The sequence below is a fragment of the Myxococcus xanthus genome, from assembly GCF_006402735.1.
GTDB classification, from domain to species: Bacteria; Myxococcota; Myxococcia; order Myxococcales; family Myxococcaceae; genus Myxococcus; species Myxococcus xanthus_A.
Window position 1 is genome coordinate 8,218,109 of sequence record NZ_CP017174.1, and the last position, 17,831, is coordinate 8,235,939.

The 17,831-nt window shown below is 70.7% G+C and carries 14 protein-coding genes and 1 riboswitch; of the genes, 2 read left to right on the forward strand and 12 right to left on the reverse strand.

Annotated elements, in window-relative coordinates:
• Positions 1-13: 13 nt before the first annotated feature.
• From BHS09_RS33770 to hprK, 3 genes are all read right to left on the reverse strand, one after another.
• Entirely contained in the window at positions 14-619 is a 606-nt protein-coding gene (locus BHS09_RS33770) for a hypothetical protein (protein ID WP_174260609.1), read from the reverse strand.
• A 124-nt stretch (positions 620-743) separates the two neighbouring features.
• Positions 744-1,607, reverse strand: a complete 864-nt coding sequence (gene rapZ / locus BHS09_RS33775) for an RNase adapter RapZ (protein WP_140800099.1) — start codon at positions 1,605-1,607, stop codon at positions 744-746.
• Positions 1,604-2,569: an HPr(Ser) kinase/phosphatase gene (hprK, locus tag BHS09_RS33780; RefSeq protein ID WP_140795488.1), complete on the reverse strand. Its 966-nt coding sequence runs from the start codon at positions 2,567-2,569 to the stop codon at positions 1,604-1,606. Before hprK ends, rapZ begins: the two co-directional genes overlap by 4 nt.
• A 192-nt stretch (positions 2,570-2,761) precedes the next feature.
• Between hprK and BHS09_RS33785 the strand changes: the two genes are divergently transcribed.
• Both BHS09_RS33785 and BHS09_RS33790 read left to right on the forward strand, forming a co-directional pair.
• Positions 2,762-3,112, forward strand: coding sequence for a histidine triad nucleotide-binding protein (locus BHS09_RS33785; RefSeq protein ID WP_140795489.1), 351 nt, complete (start codon positions 2,762-2,764; stop codon positions 3,110-3,112).
• A 46-nt stretch (positions 3,113-3,158) separates the two neighbouring features.
• Entirely contained in the window at positions 3,159-3,929 is a 771-nt protein-coding gene (locus BHS09_RS33790; RefSeq protein ID WP_237077718.1) for a YoaK family protein, read from the forward strand.
• A gap of 1 nt (position 3,930) precedes the next feature.
• Here the strand turns inward: BHS09_RS33790 and BHS09_RS33795 are convergent, their stop codons facing one another.
• From BHS09_RS33795 to BHS09_RS33835, 9 genes are all read right to left on the reverse strand, one after another.
• Positions 3,931-6,168 carry a fused MFS/spermidine synthase gene (locus BHS09_RS33795; protein WP_140800100.1) on the reverse strand — a complete coding sequence of 746 codons (2,238 nt, stop codon included), beginning with the start codon at positions 6,166-6,168 and terminating at the stop codon, positions 3,931-3,933.
• Between the two features lie 69 nt (positions 6,169-6,237).
• Positions 6,238-7,020, reverse strand: coding sequence for an ABC transporter ATP-binding protein (locus BHS09_RS33800; RefSeq protein ID WP_140800101.1), 783 nt, complete (start codon positions 7,018-7,020; stop codon positions 6,238-6,240).
• A 4-nt stretch (positions 7,021-7,024) separates the two neighbouring features.
• Positions 7,025-10,948, reverse strand: coding sequence for a serine/threonine-protein kinase (locus tag BHS09_RS33805; RefSeq protein ID WP_140800102.1), 3,924 nt, complete (start codon positions 10,946-10,948; stop codon positions 7,025-7,027).
• Positions 10,949-11,033: 85 nt separating this feature from the next.
• A complete protein-coding gene (locus tag BHS09_RS33810; RefSeq protein ID WP_140800103.1) occupies positions 11,034-12,719 on the reverse strand; it encodes an FHA domain-containing protein in 1,686 nt (561 codons plus the stop codon).
• Between the two features lie 142 nt (positions 12,720-12,861).
• Positions 12,862-13,365 carry a QcrA and Rieske domain-containing protein gene (locus BHS09_RS33815; protein WP_140795495.1) on the reverse strand — a complete coding sequence of 168 codons (504 nt, stop codon included), beginning with the start codon at positions 13,363-13,365 and terminating at the stop codon, positions 12,862-12,864.
• Positions 13,366-13,397: 32 nt separating this feature from the next.
• Entirely contained in the window at positions 13,398-14,162 is a 765-nt protein-coding gene (locus BHS09_RS33820) for a cell surface protein (RefSeq protein ID WP_140800104.1), read from the reverse strand.
• Complete coding sequence (locus tag BHS09_RS33825; RefSeq protein ID WP_140800105.1) at positions 14,159-15,478, reverse strand: hypothetical protein; 1,320 nt, start codon at positions 15,476-15,478, stop codon at positions 14,159-14,161. The genes BHS09_RS33820 and BHS09_RS33825 overlap by 4 nt, the downstream gene beginning before the upstream one ends.
• Before the next feature lie 143 nt (positions 15,479-15,621).
• Positions 15,622-15,833: riboswitch (cobalamin riboswitch) on the reverse strand.
• 20 nt (positions 15,834-15,853) lie between these two features.
• Complete coding sequence (locus tag BHS09_RS33830; RefSeq protein ID WP_140800106.1) at positions 15,854-16,939, reverse strand: FecCD family ABC transporter permease; 1,086 nt, start codon at positions 16,937-16,939, stop codon at positions 15,854-15,856.
• A complete protein-coding gene (locus BHS09_RS33835; protein ID WP_237077719.1) occupies positions 16,936-17,829 on the reverse strand; it encodes an ABC transporter substrate-binding protein in 894 nt (297 codons plus the stop codon). The genes BHS09_RS33830 and BHS09_RS33835 overlap by 4 nt, the downstream gene beginning before the upstream one ends.
• Positions 17,830-17,831: the final 2 nt, after the last annotated feature.

A 17,831-nucleotide genomic window follows, 5' to 3' on the forward strand; every position in this document is an offset into this window, starting at 1 on the left:
AGCGCGCAATGACTCAGTAAGCGTAGAAGACAGGCGCCGTGGTGGTGGTGAAGAAGTCGTAGTAGGTGGCGACGTAGTTGCTGCCGCTGCCCGTCTCACCGTAGATGCGGCCATTCTTCGTGCCGAAGACGACCAGCGTCGCGCCGCCATCCGTCTGGTCCAGGTTGCAGCTGTAGATGTTGCCCGACCCCAGCCACACCGCGACGCCCGAGCTGCGCACCACCGCCAGGGTCTCCGGGTCAATCTGCCGCACGCTGCAGGAGGTGGGCGAGCTGCCGCTGGGCGAGTACTTGCCCGTGTACGTCACGGCCAGGCCGTAGCCGTTCGCCAGGAGCGCGCGGGCGGGAAAGGCATAGGAGCCCGAATCCAACGTCACGCTCGCCGCCGGCCAGGGGCACGTGCTGGAGGCCGCGCGCGACAGCGACACGCTGTACCGCGGCGGAACGGTGCCGGGGACCGAATCGGCGGTGATGGAGTACGTACAGCCCTGCGTGGTGCCAGTGGTCAGCGCGGCTTCCTGCTGCGCCAGCCCGGTCTGCTCCGGAGACTCCTCGGGGGCGCTACAGGCGGCGAATGACGCAGCGGCACAAAGCCAGACAGCGGACTTGATGAATCGCATGCGGGGACTCCCTTGTTGAAAGAGGGATGGGGATTCAACCCCATCCCTCCAAAACCCGACAGAAATTCTGTCTGTCATTCAACGGGAGCAAATCGCAACGCAGCCGCATTGCAATTTGGCGGCGCTATTCCTTCTCGATGTCCCGGTCCCAGAGCTGGACGCGGGTGTCTTCGTCCGTCAGGCGCCGGGTGAGCTCCGCGGCGATGGCGACGGAGCGGTGCTTGCCCCCGGTGCAGCCCAGGGCCACGGTGAGGTACGCCTTCCCCTCCTTCTGGTAGCGGGGGAAGAGGAAGCGGCAGAGGTCCACGACCTTCTCGAGGAACTGCTGCGTCTCCTCACGCTCCAGCACGTAGGCCGCCACCTTCGACACCTTGCCCGTGAGCCCCTTCAGCTCCGGGACGAAGTACGGATTGGGCAGGAAGCGCACGTCCAGGACGAGGTCCGCCTGGGGCGGCACGCCGTAGCGGTAACCAAACGACATGATGGACAGGCTGGGGCCCGCGGCGGGCTCCGGGCTGAAGCGCGCCTGCACCATGCGCTTCAAGTCATGCACGTTCAGCGTGGACGAGTCGATGACCTGGTCGGCCAGCTCGCGCAAGTCACGCAGCGCCTGGCGCTCCGCCTTGATGCCCTCGGCGACGGTGCCGTTGGGCGCCAGCGGGTGGCGGCGGCGCGTCTCGCTGAAGCGGCGGATGAGGCTGTCGTCGCTGGAGTCCAGGAAGAGCACTTCCACCTGGTGCCCGGCGCGGCGGACCTCGGCGAGGATGCGGGGCGCGTCCTTGAGGAAGACGCCTTCGCGGACGTCCACCACCAGCGCCATGCGCTCGAAGTGGCCGCCCCCCGCCAGCTCCGTGAGCTTGGGCAAGAGCAGCACCGGCAGGTTGTCGATGCAGAAGAAGCCCGAATCCTCCAACGCGCGGATGGCGGTGGACTTACCGGACCCGGACATGCCGGTGATGATGACGATTTGTTTCGCGGGGGCGGTCACTCGACCTCTTCTCCCAGGGTGCGGCGCATCGCCCCTTCGGCGATGGCCCGATTGAGTCGCTCGGCGAACTCTCTCGCCGAGTGGTGGCCCTGTAGCTTTAGCAACTGATTACGCGCGGCGACCTCGATGATGGTCGCCATGTTGCGGCCCGGACGAACAGGCACCACCGACAGGGGGATGTCCACCCCCACAATCTGGAGATGCCGGTCCTCCACGCCCAGCCGGTCGTACTCCTGGTGGGGGTCCCACTCCTGGAGCTCGATGACCAGCTCGATTTTCTTCTGTTCGCGGATGGCGGCCACACCGAACAGGTCCTTGATGTTGATGATGCCCAGGCCGCGAATCTCCATGTGGTGCTTGATGACCGGGTTGCCAGCGCCGTAGACGGCCCCCTTGCGGCGGGTGACGTCCACGATGTCGTCCGCCACCAGGCGGTGGGCCCGCATCACCAGGTCCAGGGCAATCTCGCTCTTGCCGATGCCGCTCTTGCCCAGCAGCAAGATGCCCACGCCGAACACGTCCATCAACACCCCGTGCAGGCTGCTGGACTCGGTGAGGGCCTCTTCCAGGAAGGTCTGCACTCGCATGATGAACTCGCTGGAGAGCAGCGGCGTCGTCATCAGCGCCAGGCCCGCGCCTTCACACGCGGAGATGAGGGCCTGGGGAATGTCCAGGTCCTTGGTCACCACCACGCACGCCAGTTCCTCCTCGCCGAAGAGCTGCGCCAGCGACTCGCGCTGCCGCTCTTCCGGCAGCGTGGCCAAGTACGAAATCTCCGTGTTGCCGAACACCTGGACGCGGTGCGGATGCAGGTGCTCGGTGAAGCCCGCAAGCGCCAGCCCCGGCTTCTGGATGCGCGAGGACACCACGATGCGCGACAGCCCGCCGCCGCCGGCAACGAGATTGAGCCGCAAGTCGTAGTCGCGGTCCTCGAGGAGCTGGGAGATGCGGATGGATTTCATCGTCAGGGCGTGGATATCACCGGTGGGGCCCTTTGAGGGGGACAGCGTTCCTTGGGCCCTCAACGAGAGGGGCCCAGGTAGGAGACCCGGGGCCCGGCCGCCCCACCGGGAGGCAAAATGCGGCTTCCGACAGGCAACGGAAGGCCACGGAAGCCATTCCGTGGGGCTCCGGCCGCTGGTAAGCCGGAAATCATGTCCGACTGTCTCTTCTGCAAGATTCGCGACGGGCTCATCCCCGCCAAGGTGGTCTACCGCGACGACGTGTGCGTGGCCTTCGAGGACATCAATCCCCAGGCCCCCACCCACGTGCTCTTCATCCCCCACAAGCACATCCCCACCGTGAACGACATCACGGCGGAGGACCGCGAGCTGGTGGGCCACCTCTTCACCGCGGCCGCCAAGGTGGCCCAGGAGCGCGGGCACGCGGACCCGAGCGACGGCTACCGGGTGGTGATGAACACCCACGTGCACGCCGGCCAGACGGTCTTCCACATCCACCTGCACCTGCTGGCCGGGCGCCCGCTGGGCTGGCCGCCGGGCTAGTTCCGCGCGCCCCTGCCCGAGGCCGGTGTTAGCCTCGGGCACCGCGATGCCCTTCTCATCGGAATCGTCTCCCGGGAACCGGCGAGCCTACACACTGCTGTCACTGCTGCTCGCGGGCGTGGCGGGCCTGGTGAATACCACGGGCTTCGTGGCGCTGGGCCTGCACACGTCGCACATGTCCGGAAGCATGGCCACGCTGGGAGAGTCCCTTGCCTCGGGCAACGTGGCCCTGGCCTGGCTGGCCGCGCAGCTCCTGCTGTCCTTCGTGGTGGGCGCCGTGTCCGCGTCGGTGCTGCTGGAGGCCTCGCGCGAGCGCCCCCGGGGCCGCCACTCCTCCGCGCTGCTGCTGGAGGCGCTCACGCTGGGCGGCATCGGCGTCTGGCTGTCGTACCACCCCAGTCCACACGAGCCGACGCTCATGTGGGGCCTGGCCTATGCCATGGGGCTCCAGAACGCGCTCGTCACCCGCGTCTCCGGCGCCGTGGTGCGCACCACGCACGTCACCGGCATCCTCACCGACATCGGCATCCAGGTGGTGCGGCTGGGTTCCTGGCTGCGCGAGGGAACGCGGGGCCAGGGCTTGCCGGGCCTGCGACGCCGCCTATGGGCGCTGCCCACCGCTGTTGAATTCGAGCGGACGCGGCTGCACCTGGGGCTCGGTTCCGCCTTCCTGGGCGGCTGCACGCTGGGGCCGCTGCTCTTCGCCCGGCTCGGCGCGGCCACCCTGGCGATTCCCTGCGGGGTGCTGGTGGTGCTGGTGGCGCTCGACCTGAGCGCCGTCGCCGACTCCGGCCCCCAGGCGATGCCGCGCGCCTGAGTCACTCCGTCCCGGGCTGGGCGGACGCGGGGCCGGGCGGGCCGGAGGACGCCTCCACGTCCTTGACGCTCGCCGAGGGCCTGCCGCGGCGGAGCACGTGCAGCACGCTGCTCTTCTCGTCCGTCCACGTGAAGTCGGGGTCCTCCCGCAGGCCCAGCCGGCGCACGCGCGCGGAGGCCCGGGTGAAGGTGGGGCCCCAGGAGAACTCGCGGTCCGGGCTCAGCACCATCCAGTTGCTGCGCAGCGCGTCCCCTTGCGTCTCGTTGACCACCAGCGCCGCGTGCAACCCCAGGGCCCGCGCGTGAGCCAGCGTCAGCGGCACCAGGTCCAGGTGGACGTTGCTGATGTGCAGCGCCAGCACGCCATGGGGCGCCAGGTGCGCGCGGTAGAGCGCCACCGCCTCCTGGGTGAGCAGGTGCACCGGCACCGCGTCCGAGGAGAAGGTGTCCAGCGCGAGCACGTCGAAGCCCTGCGCGCCGCCCGCCTCCAGCTCCCGCTCCAGGGAGATGCGCGCGTCCCCCTCCACGAGCTCCACCTTCGCCGGCGTGTCTCCCAGATAAGAGAAGTAGCCGCCCTCGCCTTGCGCCAGCGCGATGACCGCGGGGTCGATTTCGTAGAAGCGCCCGGTGTCCTCCGCTTCGAGCAACGCGGCGCTGGTGCCCACGCCCAGTCCCAGCACGCCCACGCGCAGTCCCGCGGGCAGCCCCACGGCTTCGCGCAGCCGGCGCTGCTCGGCGATGGCCAGCCCCAGGCCCGCCTCCGGCGTGTAATACGTCGTGGGCACACTCCTGCGCTCGGGCGTCACGTACTGGAGCCCGTGGGTGATGGCGCCATGCAGGAGCGTGAAGCGGTGGTCCTCCGGCGAGCCCACGCCCTGCTCCATCACCCGCACCACGCCGAAGAAGTTGCGTGAGGCGAAGCGCGCGCGGCCCTGCTCGCGGGCCATGGTGTACGTCAGGTGTCCGGCCACCAGGAGCAGCATGGCGCCGCGCAGGACGCGCTGCAGCCGCTGCGTCCGCGTCGTTTCGCCCTCCTGTTTCGCCATGCCCACCAGCGCGACGACGCAGCACGCGCCCAGCGACAGGGGATACTCCCAGTAGGCGCTGAAGACGGCGGGGGCCAGCACGCTGATGAGCAGCCCGCCCAGCACGCCGCCCGCGGACACCCACAGGTAGAAGGCGCTGAGGTGGCGCGGCGGAGGACGCAGCCGGTACAGCTCGCCGTGGCACACCATGCCGCCCGCGAAGAGGGCCACTGAGTACGCGGCCAGTTGGAGCGCGAGCGACGACTGCGGCCCCTGCGTCTGCGCGTGCGCCACCCCTGCGCCCGAGGCGATGAGCAGCACCGCGTAGACGGTGCGCGAATAGAAGGACTCGCGGGAGAAGGCGAGGATGAAGGTCAGCAGGTAGACGGCCAGGGGCAGCACCCAGAGGAAGGGGCCGGCCGCCACGTCCTGGGAGAGCTGGTTCGTCGTCGCCAGCAGCAGCACCGACGCGCAGGTGCTCAGGCCGAGCCACGTCATCGTGGCGCGCACGGTGGGGCGTGCCACCTCGGCGCCGGCCTCCGCCCCGGGGCCTTCCGTCAGCGGCGTGGCCGTCACGGGCGCGGCCGTGGCGACGGGCGCCGTGTCCGGCTGCTTCATCACGTCCAGCGCGCACACCGCGCAGGCCACGGCGAAGAAGATGAAGCCCACGCCCCAGCCCCACGCCTGGGCGCCGCGCCCCACCCACGGCTCCACCAGGAAGGGATAGCCGAGCAGCGCCAGCAGCGAGCCCGCGTTGGACAGCGCATACAGCGGATAGGGCGAGCGGCCCGGCCGCGCGCGGGCGAACCACGACTGGAGCAGCGGGCCGGTGGTGCTCAGCACGAAGAAAGGCAGGCCGATGGTGACCGCCAGCATCGCCAACAGCCGGGGCACGGCCAGCGCGGTGCCCTCCGGACGCCACTCAGGCCCGGGCGCCACCGGCGAGCCCGCCAGCAACGCGCGAGCGCCCAGCAGCAGCACCGCCACCACCAGAAGGCCCAGGTGGACGCGGGCCTGCGTGCGAGGTGCCAGCCGCGAGGCGAGCCCGTGCGCGTACGCGTAGCCCCCCAGCAACACCGCCTGGAAGAACAACATGCACGCCGTCCACACGCCGGGCGTTCCGCCGTACCACGGCAATGAATAGCGCCCCACCAGGGGTTGCACGCCGAACAGGAGGAACGCACTAGCGAAGATGGCGATGGCGTAGCGGGACATGTTGGCGGTCCAGGCTTTCCCGCCCGGCACGTCCGGTCAACTGCCCGGCGTCCGGGGGGCGAAGAAGGTTCAGCGCGAGGGGGCTCGGGGCGCGAAGAGCCGGGCGCCAGACGGAGCCAGCGCGGTTTCCATGGGCAGCCCGTAGAGCGTTTCCAGGGAGGAACGCTCCAGCACCGCGTTCGCCGGCCCCTGCGCGAGCACCTGGCCGTCCCGGAGGAGCAGCACATGAGTGGCGAAGGCGGCGGCGAGGTTCACGTCGTGCAGCACCGCCACCGCGCCCAGCCCCGCGTCCACACGCGCGCGCACGCGGTCGAGCGAGCCCACTTGATGGGCCACGTCCAGGAAGGCGGTGGGCTCATCCAGCAGCAACAACTCGGGCTGCTGCACCAGTCCTCGCGCCAGCATCAACATCCGGCGCTCGCCTCCAGAGAGTGCCTCCGCGGGCCGCTCGGCCAGGTGCGCGATGCCGAGCTCCGTCATCACCTCCCGCGCGAGCGCCACGTCGCCCGCGGACGGCAGGCCCCAGAGGCCCAGGTGCGGACTGCGGCCCATCAACACCAGCTCCAGGCCGCTGAAGCCCTCCGTGGATTCGAAGGTCTGCGGCACCCACGCCACCTTGCGGGCGAGCGCTCGGGGCGCCCAGGCGGCGCGCTCGCGGCCTAGCAGGCGCACCTCTCCGCGCGTCCAGGGCCCCATGCCCAGCACCGCGCGCAGCAGCGTGCTCTTGCCCGTCCCGTTGGGGCCGAGCACCGCCCACAGCTCACCGGGCCGGACCTCGCACGCCACACCATGCAAGATGGGACGAGGACCGTAGCCCGCGACCAGCGCCCGGGTGACGAGCAAGGGCTCCACGGGACTAGTACAGCTCCTTCTGCTTCTGCAGCAGGTAGCGCTTCATCGCCCGGACCTTGCGCAGCGCTTCCGGGTTGTCGCTGCTGCCCGCGGCATCCACCTCGCTCTTCACCTCGGCGTACCGCGTGCACCAGAGGCCGAGCACCACGCACGAGTGCTCCGCGTTGAGCTGGTTGAAGAGCGCGTTCGTCTCGCGCCACTCCCTCTCCAGCACGGTGAGCTGACGGGCGCGAGCGGAGCGAATCTTGCGGACCGGCGCCGCGCGCTTCGTGGGAGCCTCGGTGTCCTTCTGCTGCGTGTCCAGCGGCGCGAGGAAGGAGTCATCGAGCGCGTCTCTGCCTTCCGTGGCACCAGTGGGCGGAGCGGGGGTTCCCGGCGTGGCACCGGCGGGCGGCGCGGCGTTGGGCGTGGGGATTCCCGGCGTGGCACCGGCGGGCGTGGAGGCTCCCGGAGCCTGCGCTGCGTTCCCCTCGGGAGGCGGGCCGTTCTCGTTGGCAGCCTTGCCCGCCTGCGCTTCGTCGGGAGCGGAGGGACGCAGGGGCTGCGCGGGCGGCGGCCCCTCGGGCTCCTTCGGCATGAACTGGCGCAGCACCTGGGCGCGGAGCTCCGGGGGGCCCAGGAAGAAGGCTCCGACCACGGCCAGACTGACGAACAGCAACACCAGCACGAGCACCAGCGGGCCCTTGCGACGACGCTCGGGGCGCTCGGGCATCGTCGTGCGGCGGGTGTCCTCCTTCGCGATGCGCTCGGCCGAGCGCGTCTCCGGGCGGACGGGCATCGTCGTGCGCCGCGTCTCCTCGTTGGGCGTGAGGGAGACGCGGACATCGTCGTCGCTCTCGTCCTCTTCTTCCTCCGTCACGACGGGGGCAGGCGCGGTGGGGCGCACAGCGGAGACGGAACCTGTCCTGCGCGCGGTGCTGGCCGGTGCCATCCCCGGCGAAGACGGCCGGGCCCGCCGAGACCTGGGCCGGGAGACGCCGGACCGCTCCTCGTCCTCGGAGCCATTCACGTCATTGAAGAGGCCCGCGTCCAGCACCACGCGCGGATGCGTGTCGTCATGACGGGTGACGCGAGGGTCCGTGTCGGCGTGATGCGCGACGCGGGGCTGGGTGTCGTCGTGGCGCTCGGTTCGCGACGGGCGGTGGATGCGCGGATGCGTGTCGACGTCGGCGATGCTCGCCGCGGATTCCTCGTGCCCCACATCCTCGGTGGAGAGCACGGGCAGCTCCGACGAAGCGCCTTCATGTGACTGCGCGTCAGTCGAAGAAAGGCCGGCCTCGGCTTCGTCCTCGGGGGAGAGGGCCCGCCCGCCGTGAGCGGGGGTGGTGTCCACGGCGGGCTCATCCACCACGGGCGCGGAGCGGGAAGCCGTCGCTCCCGATGCAGGCGCGGCGGGAATGGCTCGCGAGGGCGTTGCCCCCCTCGGAGGTTGAGGTGCCCCCAGCGAAGACATGCCCCGCGAGGGCGTCATGCCAGCCTGGGCGGGAGACACCGCAGCCATCACCGCCGAAGCCGTCCGAGCAGGTGCGGAACCCGATGATGTCGAGGCGGGTACGCTCGCCGAGGACAGGGGCCGCGCTGGCGTTCCGGTCTGAGAACCCACAGCGGGCATGCCCGCCGACGACATCGAGCGCGGCGGCGCAACGTGCTCCGCCCCCACGGCCGGCATCCCCGCCGAGGACATCGTGCGCGGTGGCGTCCCGTCCTCCGAGGACATGTCCACGGAAGACGCCGAGTCTGAAGCGTCCTCGTCCTGCGCATCCAACGCAGCCACTTCCACGGAGGAAATGGCGCGAGACGAAGTCCCCGCCTGCGCGCCCACAGCGGGCATGCCCGCCGACGACAGGGAGCGTGAAGCCGCGGCCTCATCCGGCGAGCCCACCGCGGACGTCGCGCGAGCCGGCGTCGAGCCCGGCGGAGGCGGCTGGACGGCCGCCATCACCACCGAAGCCGTTCGAGGCATCGGGCCAGAAGGATGCGGCTCGCTGAATGCCGCCTCGTCCTCCCGCGACGACAGCTCCTCGACCGGCGCCGCACTCCCAAACGCGCCCTCCCGCGCCGAGGCGGAGTCCTCGTCGTCGGACAGCGAGGGTTCATCGTCCTCGTATCCGGCAGCCCCCTCCGAGACCTCAACGGCAGGCATTGACTCCAGCGCCGACGTGCGAGGCAACGGCGCGGGAGCAGGCACGTTGACCGCGGGCATCACCACCACGCCGGTGCGAGGCAGCACCGCTGCGGACGCGTGAGGCTCGGCCCCTGGCGGCGGAGGTCGCGAGTTCACCGTGCCCTGCGACCCACGCGGCGGCACCGCGGGCGTGGGCGCGCCCACCAAGGCAATCACGCTCGGGCTCGCCTCGGACGCCCTGCCCCGGAGCGACTCGGCCTTCGCATCCGTCGACTCCACCTGGACGGACGCGTCCTCGGGAGAAGACGGCCCGCCCAGGCTCGGCATCGCCAGCTCGGTCGGCCGCATGTGCGACGGAAGCAGCGCACGCGCGGCGGCCACACCCGGCGGCACCGCCTCGGGCGGCATCGACGTCATCTGGACCTCGCGCGTCATCGCGGGCGCGCGAGGAATCGGAGCAGACGAAGGACTCACCCCGCCGCCGCGAACGAAGGCCTCGGGCCCCACCTCCACCGAGGGCGCCGTGTCCTGGCGCACGCCCCGCGCCCGAGCCTCTTCCTCCAGCGCCTCGATGGGGAACGCGGGCCGGGTGGACTCGTCCATCGGAACACCCGGGCGCGTCTCACCGTCCGTCACCGGACCACCGCCCTCGCGGCTGCGGGGCGTGGGGAAGAACGACAGCGGCTCCACCGGGCCATCCAGGCGGATGGTCTTCGCCGGCAGCATCGCGTGCGTCATCTTCGGCGCCAGCGGATCATCCGGCATCGAGGCCAGCGCACGGACCTCTTCCGTGGACAGGCGCGGCACGTCCTTGAGGCTCGCCAGGAGACGCCGCTCGGACTGGAAGTCCGCCGAGAACAGCTCGCGCATGAAGCGGCTGACGCTCTCCGGGCCCGCGCTCGAATCAATCTCCATCAGGCAGGCCTGGAGCCGCCCGCGGAACTCCTCCGCCGTCTGGAAGCGCTGCGACGGCTCCACCGCCAGCGCCTTGGCCACCAGCGCCGTCACCGCGGGCGGAGTGAGCGGCTCCACCTGGTCCAGCGGCGCGATTCGCGGGTTCGCCACCAGGGACATGAGCTCACCCGGGTGGATGCCGTCGAACGGGTTCTTCCCGCAGATGAGCTCGTAGAGGCAAAGCCCCACCGCGTACAGGTCGCTGCGGCGGTCCACCGGCTGGTGCCGCGCCTGCTCCGGCGACATGTAGAGGAACTTGCCCAGGATGATGCTGGGGTTCGTCTTCGCGGCCGACAGCCGGCTCTTGGCGAGCCCGAAGTCGATGACCTTCACCTCCCCTTCGTAGGAGATGAGGATGTTCTGCGGCGAGATGTCCCGGTGGACGAGCTTCAGGTCCTCCCCGTCGTCGTCCTTCTTGCGGTGCGCATAGGCCAGCGCGTCCAGCACCCGGCCCATGGTGTAGAGAATGAATGTGACAGGCAGCGGCATCTGCCTGTCCCGCACGCGCGCGGCCACCTTGCGCAGGTCCTTGCCGTCCACGTGCTCGAGCGCCATGTAGGCCTCGTCCTCGTGGAGGCCCATGTCCAGCACCTGGGCAATGGAGCCGTGACTCAGGCGGACCAGGGTGCGGGCCTCGCCCACGAAGCGCTCGACGAAGTCCGTGTCCGCGGCCAGCTGCGGGAGGATTTTCTTGATGACGCAGAGCTTCTCGAACCCCTGCGCCCCCTCCAACCGCGCGAGGTAGATCTCGCCCATGCCCCCCGTCGCCAGATGGGACAGGAGCGTGTACCGGCCAAAGGGCTGGGGCCGGAAGGGTCTCAACCGGGCGGGTTGGGTTGACGAGTTCATGCGGTGCGGGGGTTCACCACGACGGGGTCCGTATTGAACCCTTTCCCGGTACGTCCCAGCAACCCGTCAACCGGACGCGGCCCCCTCAGCGGAAGCCGGGATTGGTCAACTGGCCTACATCCTCTTCCAGCACCTCGAAGGCCGCTACCTTGTCCTTCGGGGGGCGGATGAGGCGCTCGCCCAGCGGCTGGACGTCGAAGCGAGCCCCCACGGTGGCCAGGACCTTGCCGGTGATGAGCACCTGGCCCGGGCTGGCGGTGCCGGCAAGCCACCCCGCAATCCCGACGCCGTCCCCCACCACGGTGTAGTCCGGGCGCACCTCGGTGCCGATCATCCCCACCAGGGCCCGGGTGCTGTGCAGGGCGATTCGCAGCTCGCAGCGCTCGTCCAGGGGCCGGCGCGCCATGGACCGCTCCCACTCGGAGCGCAGCGCCAGGGCGGCCCGGACGGCCCGGATCGAATCCTCGCCCTTCACGTAGGGAACGCCGAAGAGGGCGCGCAGGGATTCGCCCCGGAAGCCCTCCACGGTGGCCTCGAAGCTGAAGACGATGCCGCTCATCCGCGCGTGGAAGTCGTTGAGCATCTGCGTGGCGCGCGCGGCGCCGATGCGCATGGACAACACGGAGAAGCCCACGAGCTCCGCGTGCAGGATGGTGAGGTTGCGCTCCTCCAGGCCGGGCAGCTTGCCGCCCTGCTTCTGGGCCTCGGCGGCGCGGCGCTCGGCCACGTCCGGCGGGTGGAAGCGCTCCAGGTTGCGCCGCAGCCTGTCCGCCGCGGGACTCCCCTCTCGCGGGGAGAACTTCTGCACGCCGGTGGCCACCAGGTGCGCCACCGCGGTGCAGGTATCCAGCATCGACTCCACGCTGGCGTCACCCTTGGCCGACAGGTTGACGTAGAGCACCCCCGCGTAGGGCGGCTCGGTGCCGATGGGGATGCACAGCACCCGGTCCACGCCGTAAAGGATGACGCTCTCCCGGCCCGCGAAGCGGCGGTCATCGCGCACGTCGCCCACGGCGAGCGCGCGGCCCTGACGCAGGGCCTCCTCCACAATGGCATCCGAGACGGGTACCTCGCCCTTGGCCAGCCGGCCGCGGTGGCGCACGGCGGCGGGCACCATGGCGCCCGTGGCGTGCTTGAGCAGCACCACCGCCGTGGTCGCGTCGGTGACCTCCAGCAGCCGGTCCATGGTGGAGTCCAGGAACGACGACAGCGTCGTGGCCGACGAGAGCGCCTCCGCGGTGCGGAACAACAGCACCAGCGTCTCCTGCCCCACGCGTGGGCTCGCGGCGGGCAGCGGCGCGGACGCGGAGAAGCTGTCGTCGAAGGAGACCGGGCCCACGTTGTCCAGGAGCCGCAGCACGTCCGCGTCGCGCACGTTCTTCGCCAACAGGACGGAGGGGCCCACGTCCTGGCCGTGGCCGAAGCGCACGACGCCACCCGCGCCCAGGTCCACCATCTCCGTGGCCGCGTTCTCCACGGTGTTGGGCTGGCGCACGGAGAGGACGTTCTCGCCCAGCGCCACCGAGTCTCCGGCGGCGAGCTGCCGAGAGCCCTGCAAGGGCGCGCCGTTGATGCGGCTGCCGTTGCGACTGCCCAGGTCTTCGATTCGCAGCACGTCACCGTCGACGTACAGCCTCGCATGCCGGCGTGAGACGAGATCGCCGCCCAGGACGATATCGTTCTCGTCCGCGCGGCCGAGGCTCGTCACGCCCTCAGGCAGATCGTACGACGTGTCGAAGTAGCCGGGCCCGTTGATGATGATCTGCCACATCGAATGCCCGACATTACACGACTCTCCCGCCTGTTGAGAGAAGGAGACACTGACTCAGTGCGGGTATTCGGTAACCCGGCGTCAGGACGCGTCTCTTCGCACCGCGTCATTTCACCTGCGGTACGGATGCCCGAACAATTGATCAGCGGGGCCGGTGGATGAACAGGGAAGCGCCCTGTCTCACCACGGGGAAGGCCGCGAGCGGTCGAGTCGCCGGGCCATTCAGCACCTGCCCCTCCTGGGTGAAGCGGGAGCCATGACAGGGGCATTCCATGACGCCGTCGGCCGGCACCCAGTCCACGGCGCAATCACCGTGCGTGCAGATGCGCCAGAGCGCCGTGTAACAGCCAGGTGACGTGTGGACCACCACCACGTCCAGCAGCGCCTGGGGGATGCGGACCTCCGCGGCGCCGCCGGGGACCTCCAGCGCGGGGTGCTCCACCAACGAGACTTCCACCCAGCCCTCGCCGGGCGGGCCCGACGGTACCCGCGGCGCACAAGACGGGCCCGGCCCTCCCGCATCGGGAGGGTCGAGCACCACGGCTTCCCGCCACCCGTCACCACACCCCGCCCCGAACGCCGCCAGGGCACAGGTGCCCTTGAGCAGCGTGCCGAGCGCGGCGCGGCGGTCCACCTCCCCTGTCATGGACAAGGGACATGGACGTGGCGGGAGCCCCTTCACGGCGTGCCGCTCCGAAGCGACACGCCGTTCACCACCGCGACGGCGTCCAGGTCGAAGCCTCCGGAGGTGCCGCCGTAGCGGTTGTTGCCCGCGTCGACGATGCGCACGTACTGCGCGCGGCTCAGGCCCACCGTCGCCAGGTCGAACCCGTCTCCGCCCGCAACCGCGGGGTCCGTGGCGCTGACGCCGTTGGCCGGATTGGCCTGGACGGTGGCGACGCCCGCGCATCCCGGGTAGCCGCCCGCGGCGTCCGTGGTGGCACACGGGAATTCGTGCCAGGTGACGCCGTCGTCGCTGACGGAGACGATGCCCCGCTCGGAGTACGTGGCTGCTCCGCCCGCGACGCGGAAGGTGTTCTCGAACACGAGCAGGTCCACGCCCGGCCCATCCATCACGGCGATGTCGGTGAAGCGCAGAACGATTGTGCCGCCCCGGCCCAGCGAGAGCACGTCCAGCGAGCCGTTGTCCGGCCCCAGCCCCGACGGAGGCCCGAGCACGACGTCCGGGAAGCGGTCCTGCCCGAAGCCCGCGAAGTCGCCGGGCTCGAAGAGGACGACTTCGTCCGCGTACGGGTCCTCGGGCGGAAGTCCGGCATCGGGCTCCAGCGGTGTGGAGCCATCCGGCTGTCCCGCGTCGTCCCGCACCGGGTCCGTTCCCGCGTCTTCGCCGACGCCGGAGGAATCGTCACCGCACGCGGTGGCGCCCAGGAGCACGGCGAGCGCCGTGCCCCAGGCGAAGCGGTGGAGGCCGCGATGGCTCACGGCACGGCCCGAATGCGGACCAGCCGCTCGCCGTTCACGTCCTCGATGCCCACCAGCAGGTCCGAGCCCAGGTGGGTCAGCTGCGTCACGGAGGTGCACTGGTCCACGAACGACAGCACCGGCGTGCGCTCGCCAATGACGACCTGACCCGGGGTCGCGTCCGCGGACAGGCTATAGCGGGACACGTCCGTGGTGACGAACTGCCAGGTGGCATCGTAGGCCCCCCGCTTGACGACGACGCCGTCACCGAAGGCGGAGGCCGCGTTGAAGTCGCTGCCCACGTCAATCTGCGGCTGCGCATCCAAGGCGAACGGCGTGTTGGAGGAGAGCGCCGCGCTCACGACAGAGGGCGCCACCGCGTAGGCCACGTTGGTGTAATCCGGCGGAACGGCGAAACCGAACACGGAGACGCCGTTGTTCGCCACGGCACTGAAGCCATTTCCGCCAGCGGTCTGCGGGAAGTCGGCCACCTTCACGGAGGCCATGGGGTCCGAGGAGGTCACCAGCGCATAGATTCCGAAGCCGTTGATGGCGGACAGCCCCGTGCTGTTGATGAGGAAGGCGGACGTCGTGCCCGACGTGAACGCGGCGGCGCTCATGTTGCCCGGCGAGTTGACGTAGCTCGAGTTGCCAGGGGTGACGACGTCATAGAGCGAGACCGTGCCCGCGCCACCCGACTTCGTGTAGCCGGCCAGCAGCCGCTCGGCGCCATGCACGAGGAAGCGGTTGGGGAAGATGCCCGACGTGGCCCCGCGGTCCTCGGGCGCCAGGACGTTGAACAGCGGCGACGAGGAAGGCGTCAGGTCCGGCCAGATTCCCAGCGAATAGACGTCCGCGCTCGTATCCCCTTGCACGGCATAGACCGCGTACGTGGGGCCCGGCGTGACGGCCACCGCCAGCACGTCGTCCGGCATGGGCGCGGAGCCCGCGGTCTCGAAGCCCGCCTGGAGCTGAAGCGTGCCGAGCACCGGGTCGTACGGCGCCGTCTCGCACGTGTACTCCGTGCCAGCGTCCGTCTCCGTACCCGCGTCCGGCTCCGTGCCCGCGTCCGGCTCCGGATTGGTGCCAGCATCGGACTCCGGGTCGGTGCCCGCGTCTTCCCCGGGGACCTGCTGGATGGGCCGCGTCTCACACTTCTCCGAGGCGCACGTCCACTCCTGGCCCGCGGGAGCGGGGCCGTTCTCGCTGCGGCAGTCGTAGACATCCACGCATTCGGAGCCACAGCCCGTGGTGGCAACCGCCAGCACCAGACTGGCCGTGGCGAACATCAGGGACTTCGTGCGGGCTCCTGCGCGCTTCACATCGGCGTACTTCATCGGTGTCCTCGCTCCCTCTTCCGCCCCCACGGGCGAATGGGCTTCCAGGAGGACACGGCCGAAGGCAAAGCCCCGGCGGACCTTTCGCGCCGGACAGCACCGCCCCCGCCGCCTCCCCTCGGAGGCCTCGGTGATGTCCGTGCCAGGGGCACGGGTCTTCGGCAGGTTTTCGGACTCGCAGGCGCGGGTGCACGGAGCACCCACCTACTTGCCGTCGCTTCCCAGCCCGCTTCGGGCCAGTGCTTCACGTGACGGCGTTCGTTCCTGCTCACCGCTGCGGGGCAGTCCCGGATTCACACCGGGTTCCCTTGAGTCACCGTGGTTCCACGGCGACACCGAGGACGCGGGCGGGGATATGGCGGGTGCAAGCCATTGTCAATGACTGGTCCCCAGACGCACCCGCCGCCGGAGCAGCGCGAGGAACAGCGGGCCGCCCAGCAGCGCGGTGACGACGCCCACGGGAGGCTCGGCCCCGAACAAGGGGAAGGCCAGCCGCGCCAGCAAATCCGACAGGACGAGGAAGGCCGCGCCTCCCAGCGCCGACAGTGGCACCAGCAGCCGCTGGTCCGGCCCGAAGGCCAGCCGCAGCAGGTGCGGCACGATGAGGCCCACGAAGCCAATCAACCCCGTGAGCGCCACCGCGCCCGCGACGCTCGCGCTGGCGGCCAGCAGCAACCAGCGGCGCGTCGCCGCCACCGGAACCCCCAGGGACGCCGCGTCATCGTCACCCAGCGACAACAGGTTCAACCGTGCGGAGAGCACCCACATGACGCCAATCGCGCCGGCCTGAAGCAGCGCGGAGAGCGCCAGCGTGCCGCCGCGCTCGTACCCCAGCGCTCCGGCGAGCCAGTAGAGGATTTCCCCCAGCCGGTCGGGGGCGGACAGTGTCTTCACCAGTGTGATGGCCGCGGAGGCGAACGCGTTGAACACCACGCCGGTGAGCAGCGCGGCGTAGGGCGCGCGCGACGCGGAGCCCCGGCTGGCGGAGAGGACGAAGAGGATGGCGGCCCCCGCGCCCAGGAAGGAGAAGAGCGCGGGCGCGGACAGACGCGCCATGGCGCCGCCCAGGCCCGGTGCCACTTCCCCCACGGTGCCGAGCCCCACCGCGAGCGCCAGCGTCGCCCCCATCGCCGCCCCGCCGGACACGCCGAGCACGAACGGGTCCGCCAGCGGATTGCGCAAGAGCCCCTGGAGCGTGGCGCCCGAGGCCGCCAGCCCCGCGCCCACGATGGCCCCCAGCAGCGCGCGCGGCAGCCGCAGCGACCAGAAGATGACGGCGTCCGTGGACGTGGGCTCCGTCAGTGCGGCGGTGAGGGAGATGGACTGCTCACCGAAGCGCACCGCCACCGCCAGGCACCCCACCGCCAACACGAGGAAGCCTCCGAACAACATCACCGCGCGCGAGGCACGAAACCCTCCCGCTCCGCCATGTGCACGCTGGGATGTCGCCGGCTCGCTCACGGCGCGGCCTTACCCGTTCCTTCCGGATGCAGCAAACGGAAGAGTTCCTCCAGCCCCCGCCCCAACGAAGGTCCCGGCTGCAGCAGCGACATGGAGGGCAGGTCCACCCAGCGCGCGCTGGACAGGCCAGGCAGTGCCCTCAGCTTGTCCTTGCCCACGTCCACATCCGCGGCATCCACCACCACCGTGGCCCGGGCACGCACCACGCGCTCCACCGAGTACACCGGGTACGCGGAGCTCGCGTCCGCCGCCACGTTGATGCCGCCCGCGTCCCGGAGCAGTTCGTCCGCGAAGGAGCCAGGCCCCGCTACCACGAGCGGCTCGAAGCCATAGACGAACAGCACCCGCGGCGCGGGCAGCTTCTTCGCCGCCTCCCGGATGCGCGTGCGCGTGGCCTCGATGCCCACCACCACCGCCTCCGCCTCCTTTTCCCGTCCGAGCGCCTTCCCCACCGCGCGCATGGCCGCGAGCACGTCCGCCACGGAGTGGAGCGGCAGCAGCAGCACGGGCACGCCCAGCTCCGCCATCTTCTCCACCGGACGCTGGTTGCCCGGCCCGGGCTGCACCAGGAGCAGGTCCGGCTTGAGCGCAATCACCGCCTCCACGGAAGGGTCCGTGAAGCCGCCCACGCGCGGCAGCTTCGCCACCTCCTTCGCCTCGTCGAAGCGGGACACCCCCACCAGCGTGCTCCCCGCGCCCAGGGACAGCACCATCTCCGACAGCGAGGGCGCCAGCGTCACCACGCGCCGCACCTTGGAAGGTGCTGGCGGTCCCAGCGTCCTCAGGCTCGACGTCTCCGCCGCGCTCACCGTACCGGCGAGCAGGCACAGCACCGTGGCGAGCAGGACGGACATGCCCGAGCGGGGACGCGAAGTGGAAGTCGTGTTCATCG

Bases quoted from the DNA above. Each gene is read 5' to 3' on its own strand.
- BHS09_RS33770 (WP_174260609.1), bottom strand. From the start codon at position 619: ATGCGATTCATCAAGTCCGCTGTCTGGCTTTGTGCCGCTGCGTCATTC.
- hprK (WP_140795488.1), bottom strand. From the start codon at position 2,569: ATGAAATCCATCCGCATCTCCCAGCTCCTCGAGGACCGCGACTACGAC.
- BHS09_RS33785 (WP_140795489.1), top strand. From the start codon at position 2,762: ATGTCCGACTGTCTCTTCTGCAAGATTCGCGACGGGCTCATCCCCGCC.
- BHS09_RS33790 (WP_237077718.1), top strand. From the start codon at position 3,159: ATGCCCTTCTCATCGGAATCGTCTCCCGGGAACCGGCGAGCCTACACA.
- BHS09_RS33795 (WP_140800100.1), bottom strand. From the start codon at position 6,168: ATGTCCCGCTACGCCATCGCCATCTTCGCTAGTGCGTTCCTCCTGTTC.
- BHS09_RS33805 (WP_140800102.1), bottom strand. From the start codon at position 10,948: ATGAACTCGTCAACCCAACCCGCCCGGTTGAGACCCTTCCGGCCCCAG.
- BHS09_RS33810 (WP_140800103.1), bottom strand. From the start codon at position 12,719: ATGTGGCAGATCATCATCAACGGGCCCGGCTACTTCGACACGTCGTAC.
- BHS09_RS33815 (WP_140795495.1), bottom strand. From the start codon at position 13,365: ATGACAGGGGAGGTGGACCGCCGCGCCGCGCTCGGCACGCTGCTCAAG.
- BHS09_RS33825 (WP_140800105.1), bottom strand. From the start codon at position 15,478: ATGAAGTACGCCGATGTGAAGCGCGCAGGAGCCCGCACGAAGTCCCTG.
- BHS09_RS33835 (WP_237077719.1), bottom strand. From the start codon at position 17,829: ATGAACACGACTTCCACTTCGCGTCCCCGCTCGGGCATGTCCGTCCTG.